Annotated in this window: 19 protein-coding genes; 11 read left to right on the top strand and 8 right to left on the bottom strand. The window is 62.2% G+C overall.

Annotation, left to right across the window (positions count from 1 at the left end; all coding sequences use genetic code 11):
- Positions 1-65: 65 nt before the first annotated feature.
- Positions 66-818 carry an SDR family NAD(P)-dependent oxidoreductase gene (locus tag I6E60_RS10140; RefSeq protein ID WP_197126261.1) on the bottom strand — a complete coding sequence of 251 codons (753 nt, stop codon included), beginning with the start codon at positions 816-818 and terminating at the stop codon, positions 66-68.
- A 604-nt stretch (positions 819-1,422) separates the two neighbouring features.
- On the opposite strand from I6E60_RS10140, the gene I6E60_RS10135 reads away from it, so the two are divergent.
- Positions 1,423-1,890: a MepB family protein gene (locus I6E60_RS10135; RefSeq protein WP_374189217.1), complete on the top strand. Its 468-nt coding sequence runs from the start codon at positions 1,423-1,425 to the stop codon at positions 1,888-1,890.
- Between the two features lie 62 nt (positions 1,891-1,952).
- On the opposite strand, the gene I6E60_RS10130 is transcribed toward I6E60_RS10135, so the two are convergent.
- On the bottom strand, positions 1,953-2,849 hold the full coding sequence (locus I6E60_RS10130; RefSeq protein ID WP_197180176.1) for a mechanosensitive ion channel family protein: 897 nt from the start codon (positions 2,847-2,849) through the stop codon (positions 1,953-1,955).
- 100 nt (positions 2,850-2,949) lie between these two features.
- Here I6E60_RS10130 and I6E60_RS10125 point away from each other — a divergent pair, with 100 nt between their 5' ends.
- The 3 genes from I6E60_RS10125 (at position 2,950) to I6E60_RS10115 (ending at position 6,024) form a co-directional block, all read left to right on the top strand.
- Positions 2,950-4,401, top strand: coding sequence for a deoxyribodipyrimidine photo-lyase (locus I6E60_RS10125; protein ID WP_197180174.1), 1,452 nt, complete (start codon positions 2,950-2,952; stop codon positions 4,399-4,401).
- Between the two features lie 256 nt (positions 4,402-4,657).
- Positions 4,658-5,200: a hypothetical protein gene (locus I6E60_RS10120; RefSeq protein WP_197180172.1), complete on the top strand. Its 543-nt coding sequence runs from the start codon at positions 4,658-4,660 to the stop codon at positions 5,198-5,200.
- Between the two features lie 101 nt (positions 5,201-5,301).
- Positions 5,302-6,024 carry a metal-dependent transcriptional regulator gene (locus I6E60_RS10115; RefSeq protein WP_197180170.1) on the top strand — a complete coding sequence of 241 codons (723 nt, stop codon included), beginning with the start codon at positions 5,302-5,304 and terminating at the stop codon, positions 6,022-6,024.
- Positions 6,025-6,071: 47 nt separating this feature from the next.
- On the opposite strand, the gene I6E60_RS10110 is transcribed toward I6E60_RS10115, so the two are convergent.
- From I6E60_RS10110 to I6E60_RS10090, 5 genes are all read right to left on the bottom strand, one after another.
- Positions 6,072-6,944, bottom strand: coding sequence for a metal ABC transporter permease (locus I6E60_RS10110; protein ID WP_197180168.1), 873 nt, complete (start codon positions 6,942-6,944; stop codon positions 6,072-6,074).
- Positions 6,941-7,759 carry a metal ABC transporter ATP-binding protein gene (locus I6E60_RS10105; protein WP_231601497.1) on the bottom strand — a complete coding sequence of 273 codons (819 nt, stop codon included), beginning with the start codon at positions 7,757-7,759 and terminating at the stop codon, positions 6,941-6,943. The genes I6E60_RS10110 and I6E60_RS10105 overlap by 4 nt, the downstream gene beginning before the upstream one ends.
- Entirely contained in the window at positions 7,756-8,718 is a 963-nt protein-coding gene (locus tag I6E60_RS10100) for a metal ABC transporter substrate-binding protein (protein ID WP_197180166.1), read from the bottom strand. Before I6E60_RS10100 ends, I6E60_RS10105 begins: the two co-directional genes overlap by 4 nt.
- 143 nt (positions 8,719-8,861) lie before the next feature.
- On the bottom strand, positions 8,862-9,620 hold the full coding sequence (locus I6E60_RS10095) for a hypothetical protein (protein WP_197180164.1): 759 nt from the start codon (positions 9,618-9,620) through the stop codon (positions 8,862-8,864).
- Positions 9,621-9,991: 371 nt separating this feature from the next.
- The gene (locus I6E60_RS10090) at positions 9,992-12,280 is read right to left on the bottom strand and encodes an ATP-dependent endonuclease (RefSeq protein WP_197180162.1); all 2,289 of its coding nucleotides are present in this window, start codon (positions 12,278-12,280) and stop codon (positions 9,992-9,994) included.
- Positions 12,281-12,836: 556 nt separating this feature from the next.
- Between I6E60_RS10090 and I6E60_RS10085 the strand changes: the two genes are divergently transcribed.
- A complete protein-coding gene (locus tag I6E60_RS10085; RefSeq protein WP_197180160.1) occupies positions 12,837-14,204 on the top strand; it encodes an FAD-dependent oxidoreductase in 1,368 nt (455 codons plus the stop codon).
- On the opposite strand, the gene I6E60_RS10080 is transcribed toward I6E60_RS10085, so the two are convergent.
- On the bottom strand, positions 14,201-15,238 hold the full coding sequence (locus tag I6E60_RS10080) for a LacI family DNA-binding transcriptional regulator (RefSeq protein ID WP_197180158.1): 1,038 nt from the start codon (positions 15,236-15,238) through the stop codon (positions 14,201-14,203). The genes I6E60_RS10085 and I6E60_RS10080 overlap by 4 nt on opposite strands.
- A gap of 134 nt (positions 15,239-15,372) precedes the next feature.
- Here I6E60_RS10080 and I6E60_RS10075 point away from each other — a divergent pair, with 134 nt between their 5' ends.
- The 6 genes from I6E60_RS10075 (at position 15,373) to I6E60_RS10050 (ending at position 21,536) form a co-directional block, all read left to right on the top strand.
- Positions 15,373-17,007, top strand: coding sequence for an ABC transporter substrate-binding protein (locus I6E60_RS10075; RefSeq protein WP_197180156.1), 1,635 nt, complete (start codon positions 15,373-15,375; stop codon positions 17,005-17,007).
- Between the two features lie 69 nt (positions 17,008-17,076).
- A complete protein-coding gene (locus tag I6E60_RS10070; RefSeq protein ID WP_197126282.1) occupies positions 17,077-18,018 on the top strand; it encodes an ABC transporter permease in 942 nt (313 codons plus the stop codon).
- Positions 18,015-18,842, top strand: coding sequence for an ABC transporter permease (locus I6E60_RS10065; RefSeq protein WP_197126284.1), 828 nt, complete (start codon positions 18,015-18,017; stop codon positions 18,840-18,842). The genes I6E60_RS10070 and I6E60_RS10065 overlap by 4 nt, the downstream gene beginning before the upstream one ends.
- The gene (locus I6E60_RS10060; protein WP_197126286.1) at positions 18,842-19,639 is read left to right on the top strand and encodes an ABC transporter ATP-binding protein; all 798 of its coding nucleotides are present in this window, start codon (positions 18,842-18,844) and stop codon (positions 19,637-19,639) included. Before I6E60_RS10065 ends, I6E60_RS10060 begins: the two co-directional genes overlap by 1 nt.
- Complete coding sequence (locus I6E60_RS10055; RefSeq protein WP_197180155.1) at positions 19,636-20,463, top strand: ABC transporter ATP-binding protein; 828 nt, start codon at positions 19,636-19,638, stop codon at positions 20,461-20,463. The genes I6E60_RS10060 and I6E60_RS10055 overlap by 4 nt, the downstream gene beginning before the upstream one ends.
- Positions 20,460-21,536 carry a C45 family peptidase gene (locus tag I6E60_RS10050; RefSeq protein WP_197180153.1) on the top strand — a complete coding sequence of 359 codons (1,077 nt, stop codon included), beginning with the start codon at positions 20,460-20,462 and terminating at the stop codon, positions 21,534-21,536. The genes I6E60_RS10055 and I6E60_RS10050 overlap by 4 nt, the downstream gene beginning before the upstream one ends.
- Positions 21,537-21,611: the final 75 nt, after the last annotated feature.

Here is a 21,611-nt window from a genome sequence, read left to right as displayed (position 1 = left end):
TTACCGAGACACGAAAGGAGGACGCGCGAAGGCGACCTCCTTTCGCGCAAAGCTGCGCTACCTCGCTACTGCGCGGTATAGCCACCGTCGACGAGGTGCTGCGAACCGGTGATGAAGCTCGCCTTGTCGCTCAGAAGAAATAGCACGAGCTCAGCAACTTCCTCTGAGGTGCCGAGGCGGCCGGCCGGGTGCTTTGCTACGAGCATGTCGTAGATTTCCGTCGGGATTCCGGCAAGGAGGGCAGTGTCGATGTAGCCCGGGTGAACCGAGTTGATTCGAACTCCCTTGGAGGCATACCCAAGTGCGGCCGCTTTAGTCATTCCAGAGACACCGTGCTTAGCCGTGACGTACGGTAGCGCGTTCGCGTCGCCCACAACCCCGAGAATCGACGAGGTGTTAACGATCGCGCCACCGCCGGCCGCGACAATTGCAGGTGCCTGGAAGTGCATTCCGTAAAAGACGGAGTGAAGGTTTACGTCCATGAGCTTCAGGTAACCCTCGATGTCAATGTCTTCGGCGAGACCCTGAGGACCGCCGACGCCGGCATTGTTGAACGCTAAGTGGAGTGCGCCATAGCTGGAAACCGCGAGGTCGACCGCGGCTTTGACGTCATCCGGGTTGCCGACATCCCCTGCGATCGCTGTAGCGGTTCCGCCGACAGCGACGATCTCATCCACGACAACCTGGGCGACCTCGTGCTTGAGGTCGTTCACGATGACATTTGCACCCCGTGACCCGAGCCCGAGAGCAACAGCTCTTCCGATGCCTGACCCGCCGCCGGTAACGACTGCGGTTTTTCCTTCGAATTCTTTCGTCATTTCATTCTCCTTGCGCCCGGTGACGGGACTAGCTAGCGAACAATCGGTTGACGAGGCAACCATTATGCAATCAGCGGCGATGCCACAGAACGCTGTTCCTACGATGGAACCCCTAGCAACGGTGCTGTTGTTATATCTATTCAATCAAATAACTTGGGGCGAATTCGGTGCCGCCCGCGACGGGGAACATCAACCGCCTCGGGGAGCATTCGCAGCCTTGCGCGTGCTCCACCGCCATGCGAGTAGCGCGGCTCGCACCCCCGCCGCTCATCTGCGCAGAAAGCATCCGTTTTAAGCCTGTTTCGCCCAGAAATGCAGGGGGTAGACAACCTTTTCTGTGAAATCTCTAAAAATAACAGAACGATAACTAGACAGCGTTATGTTTCCGTTATACATTCATAGAGCAGAAGTTGTTTGCTGTGGCAGCTACTGCGGAATGTGATTGCAGGACACTCTTGGTGCAAAGGGAGAGGGTCGGTTTCATGCCTCTGAAACCGGCCCTCGAACTATTTAACGGGTGCCCGAATATTCAAGCGGGCACGACTGAAGCGGGCACGACTCCGGTGGGCACGATCTAGGCTGGCACGACCACCGAATCGAACGGATGACCGTGACCGCCGCCCCTCTGCATCCGGATGTCGCCCACGCCATCCACAGCCTCGGCGACGCGCTACCCGAGCACGATCAGCTCATTGCTGAGCCCGACAACGCCGAATACGGCGCCGTGACCACTCACCCCGCTGCAACGCGGTTTCGGGTCGCGAAACTCACCCCCACCAAACCCGGCTTCTTCGTCACCGTCTGGCGGCGAGACGCTGACGGCACGACGCAACCGCTCCGCAGCGACGACGGCACTCAGCGGCTCGTCGTTGTGGCCCGCGACGACAACGGCTTCGGTGCCTTCGTCTTTCCGCTGAGCGTGCTGCTCGCGCGCGGCATCGTTTCGGTCGACGGCCACGGCGGCAAACGCGGCTTTCGCGTGTACCCGCCCTGGGCCGACACCCGCAACCGTCAAGCGCAGAGCACCCAGCGCTGGCAGTGCGAGCACTTTTACCCGCTCAACCGACTCTGAAAATTCCGGATGCGACGACCGCGCCGATTGCAGTGAACCAGCCCCGCTAGCCGCCCCGCGATCTACCCCGCGTCGCTCTCGCGAGTGCGTGCAGAGCCGTCTTCGATCTTGAGCTGCTGAATGGGGAAGGGAATCTCAATCTGCGCGTCGCCGAGCGCCTTCTTGATCGCCTCAAGCACCTGATCCTGAGCTTCGAGAGCCTCCCGGCGATTCGGCGGGTTGATCCAGAACCGCACCTCAAGGTTCACGCTGAAGTCACCGAGCGACGTCACCAAAACGGTCGGGGCAGGGTCGTCGATGATGCCGGGCAAGGCGGTGATGGCGTCGACGATCGCGGCACGAGCATCCGCAATGCTGTCGTCATAACCGATGCCGACGGCCACACTCAGTCGCCGCTTGTCGAAGGCCGTGTTGACGACAACGCGCTCGGTATAGAGCTGGCTATTCGGGATCACCACTACCCGATTGTCGTAGGTTCGCACCCTCGTGGCCCGCACCTGAATGTCAATAACTTCACCCTCGTGATCGCTCGACACAATCTGATCACCGATCCGGAACGGGCGTGTGAACAGAATCAGGATGCCCGACAGCAGATTCTGAAAAATATCCCGGAACGCGAACCCAATCACCACACCGCTCACCCCAAGGGTGCCGAAGAGGGACGCCGGCGTGATCGTCGGAAAGATGATCGTCAGCGCCACCAGCAGCCCGAACGCGAGAATCGACCACGCGACCAATCGGCTCAGCACGACCTGCAAGCCGCGCGGCTGCCCTGCTCGCCGCGCCGCCGAGCGCACGAGCTTCGCGACCAGCCACGAAATTGCCCAGAAGACCACGAAGGCCAGCACGCCAAGGATGACGTTGGGCAACGCCAAGAAAAGGCTGGTGAAAATGCCCTGCACCCGGTCAAGCACATCGCCGAAGTCAGCCGTTTCGAGCTGAACTGTGAAAGCAGCCATACCCGGTCACCCCTCTCGCGCATCGCCACCATCGGCAACGCGACCTGTGAGGTGCGATTTTACGCCTGCTCTTTTCAGGCGCGAAACGTAGAGTGGCGGGGTGAGCGGAAACCAGAATCAGCCCTCCGTCGTATGGTTGCGAAACGACCTGCGACTAGCCGACAACCCAGCCCTGACGGCGGCCGCGAGTGAAGGCCGACCACTCGTGGTTGTGTACATTCACGACGAAACCGGCGACGGCATCCGCCCGCTGGGTGCGGCAAGCAAGTGGTGGCTGCATCACAGCCTCACTGCTCTGGATGCCGCCCTGCAGAATCTAGGCGGGCAACTGACCCTGCGTCACGGCCCCGCCGCGCAGGTGCTGCCGGCGCTCGTGGACGAGCTCGGCGCCGCCTCGGTGCACTGGAACCGTCGCTACACGGCGGCCCGCGATATCGACGCCGGCCTCAAAACGAGTCTGCGCGAGCAGGGGCTCACGGTCGAAAGCCATCAGGGCAATCTGTTGAACGAGCCGTGGCAGATTCGCAACGGGCAGGGCGAGCCGTACAAAGTTTTTACCCCGTATTGGCGCGCGGCGCAGGAGCGCCCGGTGCGCGAGTTGTTGCCTACGCCCGAAGCGAGTGCGCTGAGTTGGCCTGCCGACTCCCCCGTGAGCGACGACCTCGCCGAGTGGTCGCTGTTGCCGACGCGTCCGGACTGGGCCGAGGGGCTGCGCGAGACGTGGACTCCCGGCGAGACCGGCGCGCTCGATCGCCTCGAGAGCTTCGTCGCCGACCGCCTGGCCGACTACCACCGCCGCGACGCACCCTCCGTGGATGCCACGAGTGGCCTCAGCCCGCACCTGCGGTTTGGCGAGATCAGCTCTGCGCAGATCTGGCACCGGCTGCGCGGCTCGAGCTCTGGCTCCGGCCCCGAATCGGGCTCGGCCGGCATCCCCACCGCAGCCCGCAAGAACGTCGCCAAGTTTCTCAGCGAAATCGGGTGGCGTGAATTCTCCACCGCCCTGCTCTTCGAAAACCCTCGCCTTGCGACCGACAGCTACCGCCCCGCCTACAACGCCTTCCCCTGGGGATACACGGTCGACGAACTCGGCGCCGTGGACGAACCCGCGGGAGTCAGCGAAGTCGAGGCGTGGCGTCGTGGCCGCACCGGCATCCCCCTCGTCGACGCCGGGATGCGCGAACTGTGGCACACCGGCACCATGCACAACCGCGTGCGCATGGTCGTCGCAAGCTTTCTGATCAAGAACCTGCTCATCGATTGGCGCGCTGGCGAGCAGTGGTTCTGGGACACCCTCGTTGACGCCGACGAGGCCAGCAACCCGGCCAACTGGCAGTGGGTTGCCGGATCCGGGGCGGATGCCGCCCCCTACTTCCGCGTATTCAACCCGGTCTTGCAACAGAAAAAGTTCGACCCCACCGGCGCCTATGTCTCGTACTGGATTCCCGAACTCGGCACCGACGCGTATCCCGAACCGATCGTGGATCTCGCCGAAACCCGCCGCGAAGCCCTCGAGGCGTACAAGGCAGTGAAGGCTGCGGCGGCGGAATAGGCCACTGGATGCACCGCCCGGCACTTCGCCAGACTCCACTCAGTTGACTGCCAGCTTGCTCTAACAGCCCCGGAAACATGCGGATCTGTACGCTCCCGAGCGCCCGCATCCGCACCCCAGATTGCTCGAATTTCGCATTTTTTGAACTGACCCCCAAACCGGTCACGGCCTCACTCCGGAGTACTCATTGCGGCTCGGGAAAGCCTCGAGACGCAGGGCCTCTACGGAGGCTGACGACGTAAGAAGGAGTTCAGTAATGAACGCATTCACGAAGAAGACCACGATCGGCGCAACCGCTACCGCAGTAGCCCTCATCGCAGTCGGAGCAGCAGCTCCCGCCATGGCAGCAACCGGTGACAGCTACACCTCGACGAAGTCATACTCCTACTCTTCCCCCAAGCAGACCGACATCCCCGTCGTCGTAGCACCCGAGGTTGGCGACGTTGACCTCCTGGGTGGCGACCTTCTCGGTGGCGGCATTCTCAACGGTGATCTCCTCAACGGCAACGCTGTTGCGTCCGGCAACGAGGTCAACGCTCCTGTAGCTTCGGGCAACGACACCGCCGTCGGAAATGTGAGCGACTCCGCGAACGTTTCTGACGTAGCGAACGACGCCAACGTCTCTGACGTCGTGGACAACGCCACTCAGGTGACCGACGTTGTCGACAACGCGACTGACGTCGTGACCGACGTAACCAACATCGTTGATGTTGACGACATCCTCAACGACGTTGTCGACGCAGACGACCTCATCGGTGACATCACCGGTGACCTCGGCTTGAACGGCATCTTCAACTAACTTTCTTCACCCGCTTGCCCTCGCCTGATGTTCTCCGGGCGGGGGCAAGCGTCTTTAACTACGTCGGGCCGTACTTCAATCTTCGGCTCTAGACTGGGCGCATGTCGGTTACAGAGCTCTCGGTCAGCACCCAGAACTATCTGAAGACCGTGTGGAGTCTTTCCGAATGGTCAGATGCCCCCGTCACCGCCACCGTGATCGCTGAACGCACCGGCTACACGCTTTCGAGTGTGTCGGATGCCGTGCGTCGCCTCACCGATCAAGGCTTCCTTGATCATGCCCGCTACGGTTCCATCGCCCTCACGGATGTGGGTCGCGCTCACGCCGTAGCGATGGTTCGCCGCCACCGCCTCATCGAATCGTTCCTCGTGAGCGTGCTCGGCTACGGCTGGGACCAGGTGCACGACGAAGCCGAGAACCTTGAGCACGCCGTCTCTGACTTCATGGTCGAACGCATCGACGAGTTTCTCGAGCACCCCACCCGCGACCCGCACGGCGACCCGATCCCCAGCGCCGACGGCGTCATCACGATTCCGGATGCTGTGCAGCTCAGCCGCGTGGCCCCCGGCAGCACCGTCGTCGTGGAACGTATCTCTGACGACGACCCCGAACTGCTCAAGTTCTTCGAAGAGCGCGGCATCGTGTTCGAAGCGACCCTCAGCGTGAACGCCGGGGCACCGTATTCGGATGCGCTTGAAGTGGTGGTGGTCGGCGACGCCGGCGAGGCGAGCAACAAGGGCGGGCGCCAATCCGCTGTGCCGATCAGCCTGGGCCGGAGCGCGACCGACGCACTCTACGTATCGGGCGGCACCCTCACCGAATGACCTGAGGCGCACCGCGCGGGTTCTGCGCGCAGGCGGTGTCTTTGCCTTTACTGGGCGGCGAGCATCCGCTGCCGCTTCATTGCGCCGAGTCGCTTGCCGATCACGCCCTGCGTGGGGCTGAACAGGTAAACGAGCGCGAAGATGCAGCCTTCGACGAGCACGATCATGCCGCCGGATGCCGTGTCGAGGTAGTAGCTGAGGTAGAGCCCGGTGACGGCCGCGAGCGCCGACATCGCCGGAGCGATCACGAGCATGTGCGAGAAGCGATCGGTGAGTAGGTAGGCGGTGGCGCCGGGGATGATGAGCAGTGCCACGACGAGAACGACGCCGACGGCCTGAAGGGCAACGACCGCGGTGAGGGCGAGAAGCCCGAGGAGGGCGGCGCCGAGCACTTTGGGGTTGAGGCCAATCGCGTGGGCGTGGGTGGCGTCGAAGGCATAGAGGGTGAAGTCGCGGCGCTTCACGAGAAGGATCGTGAGCGTGATTGCGCCGAGGATGAGCACTTGGGCGAGGTCGGCCCATGAGACTCCGAGAAGGTTGCCGAAGATGATGTGGTTCAGGTCGGTCTGCGAAGGCGTCACCGAGATGAGCACGATTCCGAGGGCGAACAGGGTGGTGAAGACGATGCCAATCGCGGCATCCTCTTTGATGCGGCTCGTGTTTCGCACGATGCCAATGAGGGCGACGGCAAGGAAGCCGAAGATAACCGCGCCCACAGCAAACGGGGCACCGACAACGTAGGCGAGCACGACGCCGGGCAGCACGGCGTGCGAAACGGCGTCGCCCATGAGCGACCAGCCCACGAGCACAAGCCAGCACGACAGCACCGCGCACACAATCGCGGCGGTCACGCTCGTGGCGAGAGCCCGCACCATGAAGTCGTAACTGAGGGGTTCGAGCAGAAAGTCGAGAGGATTCACGCGACGTCTCCCGCTGTGACATCGAGGCCGAAGGCCCGCGCAAGGTTTTCGGGCTTCAGCACCTCGGCGGGAGTGGATTGCAGCAGCACGGTGCGCATGAGCAAGATCGCTTCGTCGGCGAGCTTCGGCAGCGCGTTGAGGTCGTGGGTGGAGACGAGCACGGTGGCTCCCTCGGCGGCGAGCTCGCGCAAGAGTTTCGTGATCGTTCCCTCGGAGCGTTTGTCCACGCCGGCGAAGGGCTCATCAAGCAACAGAATCGTCGCGCCCTGGGCAATGCCGCGCGCCACGAATGCCCGCTTCTTTTGCCCGCCCGAGAGCTGGCCAATTTGGCGGTCGGCGAGGTCGGTCAGTTCAACCCGGGCAAGGGCCTCAGCAACGGCAGATTTGTCGGCGGCCTTCGGGCGGCGGGAGATGCCCATGTGCCCGTAGCGGCCCATCATCACCACATCGCGCACCGAGAGCGGGAACGCCCAGTCGACGTCTTCGCTCTGCGGAACGTAGCCGACCGCTCCGGCCTTGCGCGCGAGTGCAGGCTGCTGACCGGCCAGCGCGACCGTTCCGCGGTCGGGGCGCAGCATCCCGGTAATCGTCTTGAAGAGCGTGGATTTGCCCGAGCCATTCATACCGATGAGGCCATAGATGCGGCCAGGCGCGAGGCTGAGGCTCACGTTGTCGAGCGCGAGCACATCGCCGTAATGAACGGTGACGTTGCGCACATCGATGGCGGGCACGTCAGTCGCTCGCACTGAACCGAGCGGGGTGGATGACGCGGCTCCCCCGCCGTCTCGTGCAGCGCCGGCGCGCTCGCCGCTCATTGGGGCGCCCCGGTCAATCCGGCGATGATGGTCTCGGCGTCGTGGCGCAGCAGCTCGAGGTAGGTCGGCACGGGGCCACCTTCCTCCGACAGCGAATCGACGTAGAGGGTTCCGCCGAAGCTGGCGTCGGTTGCTTCGACCACTTGCTGCATGGCGCGGTCCGAGACGGTCGATTCGCAGAAGACGGCGGGCACATCGCTGACTCTCACGAATTCGATCACCGACGCAATCTGGCGCGGGGTCGACTGCTGCTCAGCATTGACCGCCCAGAGGTAATGCTCGCTCAGCCCAGCGTCGCGAGCCAGATACGAGAACGCTCCTTCGCACGAGACGAGAGCGCGCTGTGACGCCGGCAACTCAGCGAGCTCGGCCGTGAGTTCATCGTTCACGAGCTGCAGTTCGGCTTTGTAGGCTTCGGCATTCGCGGCGTAGTCGGCGGCATTCTCGGGGTCGAGTTCGGCGAACGCGGCCTCCATATTATCGACGTAAATCTGTGCGTTGAGGGGGCTCATCCAGGCGTGCGGGTTGGGCAAACCAGCGTAGGCATCCTCGGTGATATCGATCGGCTCCACCCCGTCAGAAACCACAACGTGGGGAACGTCGAGACCATCGACGAACTGCGCGAACCACACCTCAAGGTTGAGCCCGTTATCGAGAATCAGGTCAGCTTCGGCCGCCTTGGCAATGTCGCCCGGAGTGGGCTCGTAGCCGTGGATCTCGGCACCCACCTTGGTGATGGATTCCACCCGCAGGTTGTCGCCGGCCACATTCTCGGCGATATCGGCGAGCACCGTAAAGGTCGTGAGAACGACAGGACGGTCGTCATCCGGGTCGGTCGTGGCGCCCGCATCCGACACCGCAGTGCAGCCAGCGAGACCGAGAAGAAGGGCGGATGCCGCAGCGGCAATCGTCGTCGCGCGCGTGGTGTGCCGGCGCCCTGTTGCAGCTCTCATTCCCATGTTTTGATCCTATGTTGGGAGAGCCTCTTTAAGAAACTACGTTGAGACGTAGTTTGCCTGAAATCTCATTGATCGGTAAAAGTCGCGGATCTTTCCGGGCCGCAGAATCGGCGCACTGTCAACCTCGCCATTCGACGTCGCGTTCAGCGCATCTCGGTGTCGAACGAAGCCCGCAGCGCTGGCTGTTCGGCAACCACCACGAGTGACCGCTGGGCTTCCCGAACTATCACCGGATTGGCATTTCTCGCGACAATTTGTTCGAGGACGAGCGTGGCATCCGGATGATTGAAACTCTCGAGCGCACGCACGATCTTCCACTGCATGAGCTCGTCATCAGGGTTGCCCCGAAGCTTCTCGGTGAGCGCGTTCAGCGCTGCCAGCCGATCCGTCACTGTCGCCGCCGAATAGAAACACAGGAAGCCGACGGCATCGATCGCCTCAACTGCCTGCGTCCGTGATCCGTCGACAACGGCCGTGATCAAGGCTGGCAACACCACAGGGTCCATACGCGCGAGAATCCGCGCCACGATGTCTCGCGGAAGCGGGTAACTAGTCTTCTTGAACGCTTCGACAGCGGGCTGGGTGTGCTGATTCTGCCCGATAGCACCGAGCAGCGGGATGAGCAGCTGGGCGGTTTCTTGGCCGCCCGTTTGGAGCGCTTCGCACAGTTCGAGCTTGGTATAGAGCTTGGTCTCTCGCATGAGTCGCTCCACGAAAAGCCGATTCAGCGAAACATCCGGACGCGCAGCACGCGAAAGTAACCGCACTGCGGCTGATCGCTCGACAGCGTCAGTGGAATCCAACTGTCGCGTCAGCTCAGCCGCCGACAAATGACGGGACGCATCGATGTCCTCGTCGCGCAAAAATCCACGACCGCGCAACTGACTCACTGAGCTCTTCATGTGATCGCCACTTTATCCCGAGCGCGTCAGTCGAAAGCGGCATCCCCGCTGGGCGGTCTTTCCACGATCACTTAATCATCCGCGCTCATACGACCTGACCCCGATTCCGAGGATGCTGGCGACGGTTGCCCTACGGACAGACATGTTGCCGAGGGAAAGAGTTTGCATCACACCTACCTCTGTGACGGTTTTCCACGGATGCGCTATCCGCGACCCTGCCGTCGAGTCAGAGACCGCCGTCCGGTCTAGAGTCGTCGGAAACAACACACGCAGGGTCAACACGGCCGAACTACCTCTCGAAGGTTAGTTTTCCAGCGCTCGAGATTGAGTACGCGACAGCTTCGGTCCGTTGACGTCAGAGATTACGCGACTCACCGTGGAGGCGCAGCTGCCCCTGCCGCCCTGGGTTCGGCGCTCACGGATTCCAGCGTTTTCATCATTTGCTCAAGATCCGCCGGCGGTTCCGGCGCGGCATCCAATGCTGACTGAATGAGTTTCTCGGTTACTGCGACCCCTTTTCGTGTTTTCAACCAGGGCTTGAATTCATTCGGGTGACCCTTTTTTAGCGCTCTGTCTGTTTGGTGTTCGTGATGGAGTGCCTCCCAAGTCACGGCACCAGGCACTATTTCTGAAACGGGCAAATACTCGATAACATCTCTTGCCGAAAGTCCATAGGGGAGCAGACGACTTTCAAGCCCCGCGTCGAGAGCGCTGGTCAACCATCCGCTCATGTACCTGGACTCTTCGGATTTGTCCCCTGCGAACCAGTCGACAACGATCTGTTTCGCTGCTGTGACTCCGTCGGTCATTCTGGCAAGTTGTGCCTGCTGCCAAGAGTCCCTCACAGACTCGGCGACCATGTTGTCCAGAAGAGCAACCACAGTGGCGTTGGTGTATTCAAAAAGCACGCGGCTGTCGATTGTGCTCGCCAGCTGCTTGGCTCCGCGCATTGGCAGCAACTCGACTCGTGCCTTTCGAAGGCGGGAGCCGAAATAGCTCTCGATCATCTGCTTATCGTGCTCTCCCTCCACGAGCAGGAAGACGCGCGGCCAGCGCAGAAGGTCGCTGGGGCGAAGACCTAGTCTCTCTAGCGCATCCCGGTCAGCGAGGTCGAGTCGCCGGACGTTTGATTTTGAGATGCCATTGATCTGCCTTGATACCTCAGTTAGTGAGGCTTCTGGGACGTCAAGGAGCTCGGGAGAATGGGTCGCCACAAAAGCCACATGCCTTGGATCACGGGTCCAAGAAACGAGGAAATCGGCCACTCGAGCTTCTGCCGCTCGGTGAAGAGCTGCCTCAGGCTCGTCGATCACAAGGAGGATGGGGCGGAACGGGCTGCCTCCTTGGAATCGGCCTGCCCGCTGCGATTCTGCAGTGGCGATACTAATCGCAAGTGTTGCCCATCTCTGCTCCGCGCTCGACAGCTGAGACAAGCTGACGCCCCACCTCTCGCTAACGTGAAACGTCCACCGCGCCGCGGGGCTCGAAAAACGGAGCATTGGTGGCTGAAATTGAATAGCAGCAGATGGCGGATCCAAAAGCACACTCATCATCAGGTCGTTCACTTGCTCTGCAAGTTGGACCGCGAGTTTCTCCGCTGAATTCGAGCCCGCAAGGAGAGCCGCCGCCACCTGGTCCGCCTCCAGATGAGCAGAAGACCCAGACCCGAAAAGGATCTCCTTGGTATTTTGGTCGACTGTTTCGAGATCGATGAGTTCGGGGAATCGCCCTAGGGCCTTACCTGTGGAATAAACCATCGCCTTATCTAGGAGGGCAAGAGTCGTAATGTTGGGGTCCAAGTCAGTGGCGACTACGTCGATGCCGAAGTCGATCGAGCCTTGAAGATTGATCGATGGCACCTCCCCTGCCGAGACATCGTTCGAGAAGAACACAAACGAGTTCGAGCGGATCTCTCCTCCCTCGCGGGTAGACATTCCGTAGCCTTCAAATTCCTCTGGCGAATCTACATCGTTGCCGACCGCACCACGCTCACTTAGCCCAACGTTCGAAAGGCGATCGACTAGCTCCTGACTCCCTTCTTCATCTTCATCCCAGTCCAACTCAAGGACGTTCGCCCAGCGCTTTTCCCAGTTTCTGACTGCTGGGTGTCGACGATCGGCGACCGGCCAAGCCTGCCAACGCGGGGCATCCCTTGTTCCGTCGGGGAAAAGGAGGAAGAGGCGATCATCGAGGAGCTGATTTTCGAGTTCTTCTGTCTGAATTTCGACGGGACCTTCAGGGAAGAATGGCTCCAACTTTGCGCGAAGATGCTCCTGCACCAATTCGAACGCCCCTGAGAGTGGATACTTCAGTTCGTTCGAGCCACGAGGGTGGCGTTCCTTTTCATATGGACCACCAATACTGTCTGCGAGAGCGAGCAGCAGCCCCGCGCCCGAACAGCGTTGATCTCGTCCGGGATAGGAGGGAAGCGCGGCGTCGGACTCCACATCTAAAGCGGAGGGCCGGTGAACTCGTGCAATGAGACCAACTCGCACATCTGACGAAACCCCGAGCAGCGAATTCCTGATGCCCGTTAGGAGCCGACTCTTACCCGCGCCGTTAAGGCCGTAGATCACATTTAGGCCGCCCTCGAATGGGACGAACTCACCGCCAAGAACCGGGTCCCCGAGCGGCTCGAAACCCACGATTGCATGCTCCATGGGTAAAACCCTACCGCCCGAACGCCTCCTGCCCAGCTAAAGCCCTCGCGCCGCATCAGCCTACGCTGACGACTCTGCAGAACCGAGCGTCGGCAGCTCGACTTCACAGTTGCTGCGATCATGTGGGTGACCTCAGATCTTCGTTGGTGGGTCAGGTCTGCTGCAACTTTGATTGGCTGATGGCGGACTCCAAGGCTTCGTTGCATCTACTGGCCTGACATCGACATGCGACTGCACACCATGTCCTTGAGGACCTACCGCTTGCAATCAGGAATTCTGCGCAGGTTGGTTTTGAAATATTGAAGTGCTGACTACCCGAGATGTGGCCTTGAAAGTTCTCAAGGCGAGCCGTCACCCCGGCCGCAACTACGCTTCAACTTGAGGCCTCTAGCGCTCTTTCTCGACAGACCACTAACGAGGTCCTTGGGTCCATTTGATCCTGTGGGGCCGCCGAATCTCGACTCTGAAGCGGGCTATGTGAGGATCAGCGTGGTCAGCCGAACACGGTTTTCCTCAAGGTCAGCCGAACCCGGCACAGCATTGCTACTGTGACCTCATGACCGACTTCGCTATCGCGCCCACCGTCGACCCTGCCGCGACACCCTTCGACACGATCGTCGTCGGCGCCGGAGTCTCCGGCCTCACCGCGGCACGCTTTCTGGCGCAGGCCGGGCAGCGTGTGCTCGTGCTCGAAGCCCGCGATCGCACGGGTGGCCGCACCCACACTGAACGTTCGGGCGACGTTGCTACCGACCGCGGAGCATCCTGGATTCACGGCGTCGACGACAACCCCCTCACCGACATCGTCAACTCCTTCGGCATGCGCACGGTCGAGTTCACGGTCGGCAGCTACCAACCCACCGGCCGCCCCATCGCCTATTACAGCCCCATCGGCGAGCGCCTCAGCGACGACGCTGTCGCCCAGTTCGCGGATGACGTACGCACCTTCGACGCCCATCTCGCGACGGCGGTGCAGGCTTCCACTCTCGGCTCAAACTATGAGCAGGCGGCCGACGCCGCGCTTTCCGCCCTCGGCTGGAACCCCGATCGGGCGGAGCGCGTGCGCGAGTTCGTGCTGCACCGCTCCGAGGAGCAGTACGGCGTGCACGCCGGGTCGCTCGATGCGCACGGTCTCGACGATGACACGGTCGAGGGCGACGAGGTTGTGTTCCCCCACGGCTATGACGAGCTGGCCACCAATCTCACCAAGGGGCTCGATGTGCGTCTCGAGCACGTGGTCACCGACATCCACTGGTCGAAACAGGGCGCCACGGTTGCCACCGCGCAGGGCGAGTTCACTGCGAACCGCGTGGTCGTGACGGTGCCGATCGGGGTGCTCAAGAGCGGCGATCTCACATTCGAGCCAGCACTGCCCGAGTGGCTCACCCACGCCATCGATGGCTTTGAGATGAACAATTTCGAGAAGGTGTTTCTGCGCTTTCCGACTCGCTTCTGGGATGAGAATGTCTACGCGATTCGCCAGCAGGGCGAGGCCGGAAAGTGGTGGCACTCCTGGTACGACCTCACTGACCTGCACGGCGTTCCCACCCTGCTCACGTTCGCGGCCGGCCCCAGCGCGATCGAAGCGCGCGACTGGAGCGATGAGAAGATCAGCTCCTCTGTGCTCGATGCGCTGCGCGGGCTCTACGGCGAGCGCGTCGAACAACCAGACGACGTGCTCGTGACGCGCTGGCAGGACGACCCCTACTCGTACGGGTCATACGCCTACATGAGCCCGGGATCCACGCCCGACGACCACGACCTGATGGCCACACCGGTCGAGAACGTGCTGCACTTTGCCGGCGAAGCAACGTGGACGGATGACCCCGCCACCGTCACCGCGGCGCTGCGCTCGGGTCACCGCGCGGCCGAGAACATTCTCGGAACTGAGCTCTCGTTCGACGGATTGGTTGCGCCGCTCTAGCCGCGCTGCGTCGACGCCCGCTCGCGAAGCTCATACGCGATTTCGGGCGGCAACGGCTGGTTGTCTTCGTCGGCCTCGAGCAACGCCACGAGGTAAGCGACGGCGGCTTTCGCGGTCGCCTCGGGCGCAAGATCCACCGACGTGATCGGCGGGGCGCTGTTGCGGGTCTGCTCCGAATCGGAGCCGGCGACGATCATTACGTCCTCCGGGATGCGATAGCCCGCGGCCTGCAGCCCGGCCTGAATACCGGCCGCATGCCGCCCCGTGAGGCAGTAAATCGCATCCGGTAGTGACGCATCCGAAGCCAGCAGCTCCTCGGCAATCTCACGCCCGCCCTCTTCACCCAATCGTTCGTCCTGGTTGTAGACGATCGGCGTTTGGTTGTTTTCGGCAGCCCACTCGCGGTACGAGTTCTCGCTGTCGGCGTTCCACGAGTTCTCGTCGGTTCCCGTGACCAGCGCGATGCGCTGAGCCCCACGTTCACTGAGGTGCGCGATGACGCTGTCGACGTTGCGCAGCGTGCCACCACCGAGCCAGGCGGTGAAGTCTGGCCGCTCAACATCGCGCCCGACAGCAACGAGCGGGATCGCGTTTCGCGTGAGCAAATCGATCACCGGGTCGCCCGCGAGCGGATCCGAAATGATGAAACCGTCGGCCGCGAGCGCGATGCCTGGTGCGTTACCGGCGGTGGGGTCGCGCATCAGCACAAGCCCGTAGCCGCAGTCCAGCGCTTCGACCGCGGCAGCCCCGGCGAAGCGCAGAAAGTAGTCGACACCTTCGGGCTGATACGAGCCGAGAGTATCGAGGGGGCGGATGACGAGGCCCAGCAATCCGAGCCGGTTGCTGCGCAATCCGCGAGCGATGGCATCCGCGCTATAGCCCAGCTCGGCGGCGACCTCGATGACGCGTTGGCGCGTGGCTTTCGCGACCACGCCTTTGCCGTTGAGGGAGTGCGAAACCGTGGTGATGGAGACCCCGGCGTGCCTCGCCACATCGTGGATGGTTGATCGTCGTCGCCCTCGCGCAGTACTCACTCTGGCAGGTTAGCGCTCATTTCCGGAATGTAAAACGTTTTGGCAATATCTCCCCCAAAACGTTTTGGTCAGCTAGGTTTTCACACACATCAAGCGTCTTAGCGTTCAGGTTCTATCTACCTAGGAGCAATTCAATGAAGAAACAAGCAATCGCGATCGGCAGCATTCTTGCCATTGCACTGACCGGCTGTGCCGCAGGCAGCAGCGGCGACACCTCATCCAGCATCGATACCGACAGCCTTCTCACTACGACTCCCGCCGCTACCGGCGAGCTCGATCTGGTGACCTGGAACCTCCCGTTCGGAGAGCCAGCGTCGATTGACCCCATCAAGTCGTTCAACTATCCCGAGAACACCGTCGTCGCGAACCTGTGTGAAGGTCTCATGCAGTTGCAGCCCGACTTCTCGATTGAGCCCGGGCTTGCTGAAAAGGTCGAGACCCCCGACGACCTCACCTACATCTACACAATCCGCCAGGGCGTTGAGTTCTGGGACGGCGCCGAAATGACCGCCGACGACGTAGTGTTCAGCCTCGGTCGCCACGCGGATGCCAACGAAGGCAGCTACTGGGCCGGCGGCCTGATCAGCAACATCGCTTCGATCGAGAAGACGGATGACTGGGAAGTCACCGTCACCCTCACCGAACCTGACGCCACTTTCAACTCCTACATGGTCACTCCCGCGGGAACCATCGTGCAGCAAGCACACCGCGAAGCTGCCGGCGATAGCTACGGAAACCCCACCGGGCAGGTCATGTGCACCGGCCCCTACTCGGTAGGCGAATGGGATCAGGGTCAGTCGATCTCGCTCATCAAGAACGAGAACTACTGGAACACCGCCAAGCAGGCCAAGACCACTCAGGTCGACATCAACTTCATCGTTGATTCCGCCTCGATCGCCACCGCGCTCGACACCGGCGCCATCGACGGTTCGTACGATGTGCCGCTCGGAGCACTGCCGACACTGGAGAAATCCGAAGCCGGAACGCTCTACCTCGGCAATTCGCTTCAGCTCGTTGCCATCATCGGCACCGGAAACGGCGCCTTTGCTGACCCCGCTGTTCGCCAGGCTCTCATGATGGCCACCGACCGGGATGCCATCGCCGCGACGGTCTTCGAGGGCACGGCTACCGCCTCCCGCTCACTCGTCCCCAACAATGGTTGGGCCTACGGCGACAGCGAGTTCACGGCAGGTCGCGATGACCTCGCCGAAACCGCGATCGACATCGAAGGAGCCAAGAAGGTTCTCGAGAGCGCCACGGTTGACATCACTCAGCCAATCTCGATCGTTTACCCCTCGGAGCGCACCTACTACGCCGACATCATTTCGGAAATCGCCAATGGTGCTCGCGAAATCGGGCTTACGGTTGAACCCGAAGGTGTTCCCAGCGCGCAGTTCGGCGCGTTCTTCTCCGACCCCGCCGCACGTGAAGGTCACGATGCTTTCGTCACCTACAACTACATGGATGTGCCGGACCCGCTCTCGTTCCTCCGTGCGATCGTGGGAAGCGACGGTTCGCAGAACTACAGCGAATACAGCAACCCCGAGATCGACTCGCTCCTGAGCGAAGCCGCAGCAGCCACCGACGAAGGCGAGCGCGCCCTGCTCGTCAACGAGGTTCAGGAAGCTGCCATGGAAGACCTTCCGTGGATCCCGATCGTTGACCCCGCTGTACGACTCTTCATGAAGGATGGCATCACGGGCGCTCCGGCATCCTTCGTCTACCTGTACTACCCCTGGGCTGCCGACCTCGGCGCTTCGGGCGAATAGTTCATTCTCGGGGGCTGCCGCTTCGGCTGGCAGCCCCCGGGTTTCATCCCCACGGAAGTAGACACCGCAGTGACTTTCATCCTTCGACGACTTGCGGCCCTCATCGGGGTCCTCATCGCCTCCAGCTTTCTTGTTTTTGCCGCCATGTATGCGGCTCCGGGCAGCCCCGAAAACTTTCTGGTTCAGGGTCGAACCGTCAGTCCCGAGGTGCTTGCCGCGATTCGCGCCCAGTACTCCCTCGACGATCCCTTCCTCGTTCGTTTCTGGAACTGGTTCATCAACGTTCTTCAAGGTGACTTCGGCCGCTCGCTCGCTAACCAGCAGGATGTCGGAGACCTCCTCGCCGGGCGCCTGCCGACCACCCTCATGCTGGTCTCCCTTGCCGCCATCATCATCATCGTGTTGGGTGTCGGTCTCGGTATCCTCGCGGGCACCAAGGGTGGAATCGTCGACAAGGTAGTGCTGCTCGGCTCCAACCTCGGCTTCGCCATCCCCACCTTCTTCGCCGCCCTCATCCTGATGAGCATCTTCAGCGTCGGCCTCGGCTGGTTCCCGGTGTTTGGTTCGGGCGACGGCTTCATCGACCGCGTCTGGCATCTCACTTTGCCCGCGCTTGCTCTCGCACTCCCCTCGTCTGCCGTCGTGGCGCGCATCACGCGCACCTCCATTCGCGAAGAGCGCGACTCCGAACACTCGGTGATGGCTCGGGCTCGCGGCGTTGCCGAGGGCCTCGTCATGCGCCGCCACGTCATCCGTAACTCGATGCTGCCGGTCAGCACGATCGTCGGCGTTCACATTGCGGGCCTCATCGCTGGTTCGTTCGTCGTGGAGTACGCCTTCACGCTCGACGGAATCGGCACCCTGCTCGTCGACGCCGTGCAGCGCAAAGACTTCGCGGTCGTTCAAGCCATCGCGATTGTGCTCGTCGCTGCTTTCGGTGTGATCAACCTTCTCGTTGACCTCCTCTATGCCTCCATCGATCCGCGAGTGAAAGTGCAGCAGACCCGATGAAACAATTCGCTGAACGAATGGGAACGCTGGGCCTCATTGCCTGCGGCATCATCCTCGTCGTGGTTCTCGGCGCGCTCCTCGCCCCGATCATTGCCCCCTACGATCCGACCATCGGATCCGTCACCCAGCGCTACCAAGGCATGTCTGCCGAGCACTGGTTCGGCACCGACCAGGCCGGCCGCGACATCTTCTCGCGACTGGTGTGGGGAGCTCGCTCCAGCTTGACCGGGCCGCTCATCGTCGTCGTGATCACCGCTATCTTCGGTACCGGCATCGCGCTCACCGCGGTCTGGTTTGGCGGCTTCGTCGACTCGGCGCTCAGCCGCCTTCTCGACCTGCTCTTCGCCTTCCCGAACCTGCTTCTCGCGATGCTCGCGATTGCGGTCTTCGGCCCGAGCCTCACCACGGCGGCACTCGCACTGGCGGTTGCTTATATTCCGTATTCGGCACGTGTGGTGCGCAGCATGGCAATGCGCGAACGTAACCTGCCGTACATCCGCTCCCCTGAACTGCAGGGAATCTCCGGCGCTGTCATTACCGTGCGCCATCTCTTGCCCAACGTTGCCCCGCTCATCGTCACGGGCGCCACGATCAACTTTGGGTTCGCCATGATCGAGCTCGCCGCACTGTCGTTCCTCGGCTTGGGCGTTCAACCGCCCGAAGCTGACTGGGGGCTCATGGTGTCGAACGGTCAACAATCGCTGCTCAACGGCTACCCCGCCGAGAGCGTGCTCGCGGGCCTCAGTATCGTGATCACCGTGGCAGCAGTCGGCTATGTCGGCGAACGACTCGGCGGCCGTGCCGCTGCAGGGAGGAAAGCCTGATGCTCGATATCACCAGCCTCTCACTCACGATCGGCGCCGATCGCCAGATTCTGCGCGATGTCTCCCTTGCTGTCGCCACCGGAGAAGCCGTCGGACTCGTCGGCGAATCGGGCAGCGGCAAGTCGATGACCCTGCGCTCAATTCTGCAGATTGAGCCAACCGGCTCCGAAGTCACCGGTTCCATCACCCTCGACGACGTCGACGTTCGCGCCCTCCGTGGCGAAGAGCTCCGACGGATGCGGGCCAACGATGTTTCGATGATCGCCCAGAACCCACACGCGGTTCTCAATCCCGTACTGCCCGTCGAGCGCTACCTCATCGAGGGAATGCATGACGCTCAAGGCCAGCCGACTCGCACCGCTCGGCTGCGGGCCGGCGAACTGCTCGAGCAAGTCGGCATCGATGCCGTAGAGCGCGTACTGCGTTCCTACCCGCACCAGTTGTCGGGCGGCATGCTGCAGCGCGTCGTCATTGCCGGAGCGATTGCGGGCAAGCCGCGGCTCATGCTCGCCGACGAACCCACCACCGCGCTTGACGTGACCACCCAGGCCGAAGTGATGGCCATTCTCGACGAATGCCGTCACGACCTCGGCATGGCCATGCTCTTCGTCACCCACGACCTCGACCTTGCCGCCGCCGTGTGCGACCGCATCGCCGTCATGAAGGATGGTGAAATCGTGGAAATCGGATTGCCGGAACAGCTTCGCGACAACCCCCAGCATCCGTATACGCGCTCCCTGATGGAATCGCGCCCCGCGGGAATCACCTGGACTCTGGAAGGCGACACGACACCATGACCACGCCAGCAATCATCGTGACCAACTTGACCAAGACGTTTCCCACCGGCCCCAAGAAGCGCATGACGGCGCTCGATGCCGTCTCGCTCACGATCGACAAAGGCTCGTGCCTGGCCGTCGTGGGCGAATCCGGCTCGGGAAAAACGACCCTTGCGCGCATCATCGTGGGGCTCGAAACTCCTGACTCCGGTGAGGTGGCTGTCAACGGCGAACCCGTCGCCCCGCGCGCGAACCGCAAGGAACTGCGGCGCCGAGCCCGCGACATCCAAATGGTGTTTCAGGATCCGCAAAGTTCGTTGAACCGCCGGCTGCCCGTGCGGGTTGCCGTTGACGAGGTTCTGCGTGCCCACGCTGACCTGAGTGGGCCTGCTCGGCGCGAACGCTGCGCCGAACTGTTCACGCTCGTCGGGCTCGAAACACGATTCATGGATGCCCTGCCGAGCGAACTTTCCGGCGGCCAGAAACAGCGCGTGGCTATCGCTCGCGCGCTAGCTGCCAACCCCTCGGTCATCGTGCTCGATGAGTCGGTCGCCGCCCTCGACGTGACAGTGCAGGCGCAAATCTTGGAGCTCTTGGCTGAACTGCGTGTCTCGCAAGGGCTCACGTACCTCTTCATCACTCACGACCTCTCTGTCGTTCAAATGATCGCCGATCAGGTGGTCGTGATGCGCAAGGGAAGCATCGTTGAACGCGGAACGACCACCGAGGTGCTCACCGCACCCCAGCATCCGTACACCCGCCTGTTGCTTGCCTGCGCTCCGCGCCCGGGCTGGAAACCCCAACGCGGAATGATCGCCAAGCTTCGAGAAGAGATCGCTTCATGACCGGCACGACACCCACCATCATCCGCATCGATTCAGTGGATGCGTTTCAGCGCGGGCTCTCTCGCGGGCTCGACACCGCCGAGGCGCTGCGTCAGGGAGTCGAGATCTACCTCGACCTGTTCGAGACCTCGGGCATCCCGCGCGCCGAGGTGCAGAAGCACGGTGAGCAAGCCGTCGTGGTCACCGAAGCGTGGAGCGCCGATCTCGCTGATGAGATGCGCGGCGTTGCCTCAGGGAGCAAGATTCCGCTGTGGAAGATTGGGGCTCTCAACGCCCGCACCGAGATCTTGTCTCGCTCGGTCGGCGCAAAGCCGGGCGAATGTTCCACGATCGTGAATGCCGCCGGTAACCCGGTGAGCGCCCAGACCTGGGACTGGCACGAAGAGCTCTCTGCCTTCTGGCACCTACAGGAAGTCTCGGGAACTCCACGCAATTTTGTGGGGCTCACGGAGCATGGCATCCTCAGCAAAATCGGCATCAACGATGCCGGCGTCGGGATCATGCTCAATATCCTCGGTCATACCGCCGACCGGCCGGATGGCGTGCCCGTTCACCTCGTCGGCGCACGCGTGCTTGCCGAAGCCACCACGCTCGCCGAGGCCGTGGAGATTCTCAGCACCGCCCCGGTCAGCACCTCGAGCGCGATCACGGTGGTGAGCCCCGAGGGAGCGGTGATTGTCGAGCTGAACCCCGAAGGCGCCGCGGTGCTGCAGCCGGTTGACGGCGTGCTGGTGCATACCAACCACTTCGTGGATCCCGTGCTCAGCACCGGCGAAAAGCTCGGCCTCTATGACCCCGACACGCAAGCGCGCTACGACGTGCTCGTTGAACGGGTCGCCGCGAAGCCCTTGCCTTCGGTAGCGCGCGACCTCATTCCTTATATGTTGTCGGAGCCCGGCGATGCCGCTCAACTGTGCTGCGTGCCCGCGCCCGGCTCAGTCTTTGGCGACCGGTGGGCCACACTCGCCACTGTGACGCTGGATGCCGTTGCCCGCACCATGACCGTCTCTGCCGGTTCGCCGCAGGATGTCGGCACCGCGGCGACCGTTCAATTGATGGCGGTGAGCGCTTAGGTTTCAGACTGCTGGCCCGCCACTATTCGCACCGACGTTCGCGTCTCTCGTGCGGTCACATGTCGCAATGCGACA

It is taken from the genome of Salinibacterium sp. SWN167, assembly GCF_015864665.1.
Taxonomy (GTDB): domain Bacteria; phylum Actinomycetota; class Actinomycetes; order Actinomycetales; family Microbacteriaceae; genus Rhodoglobus.
This window is presented reverse-complemented; position numbering and strand designations above follow the sequence as displayed.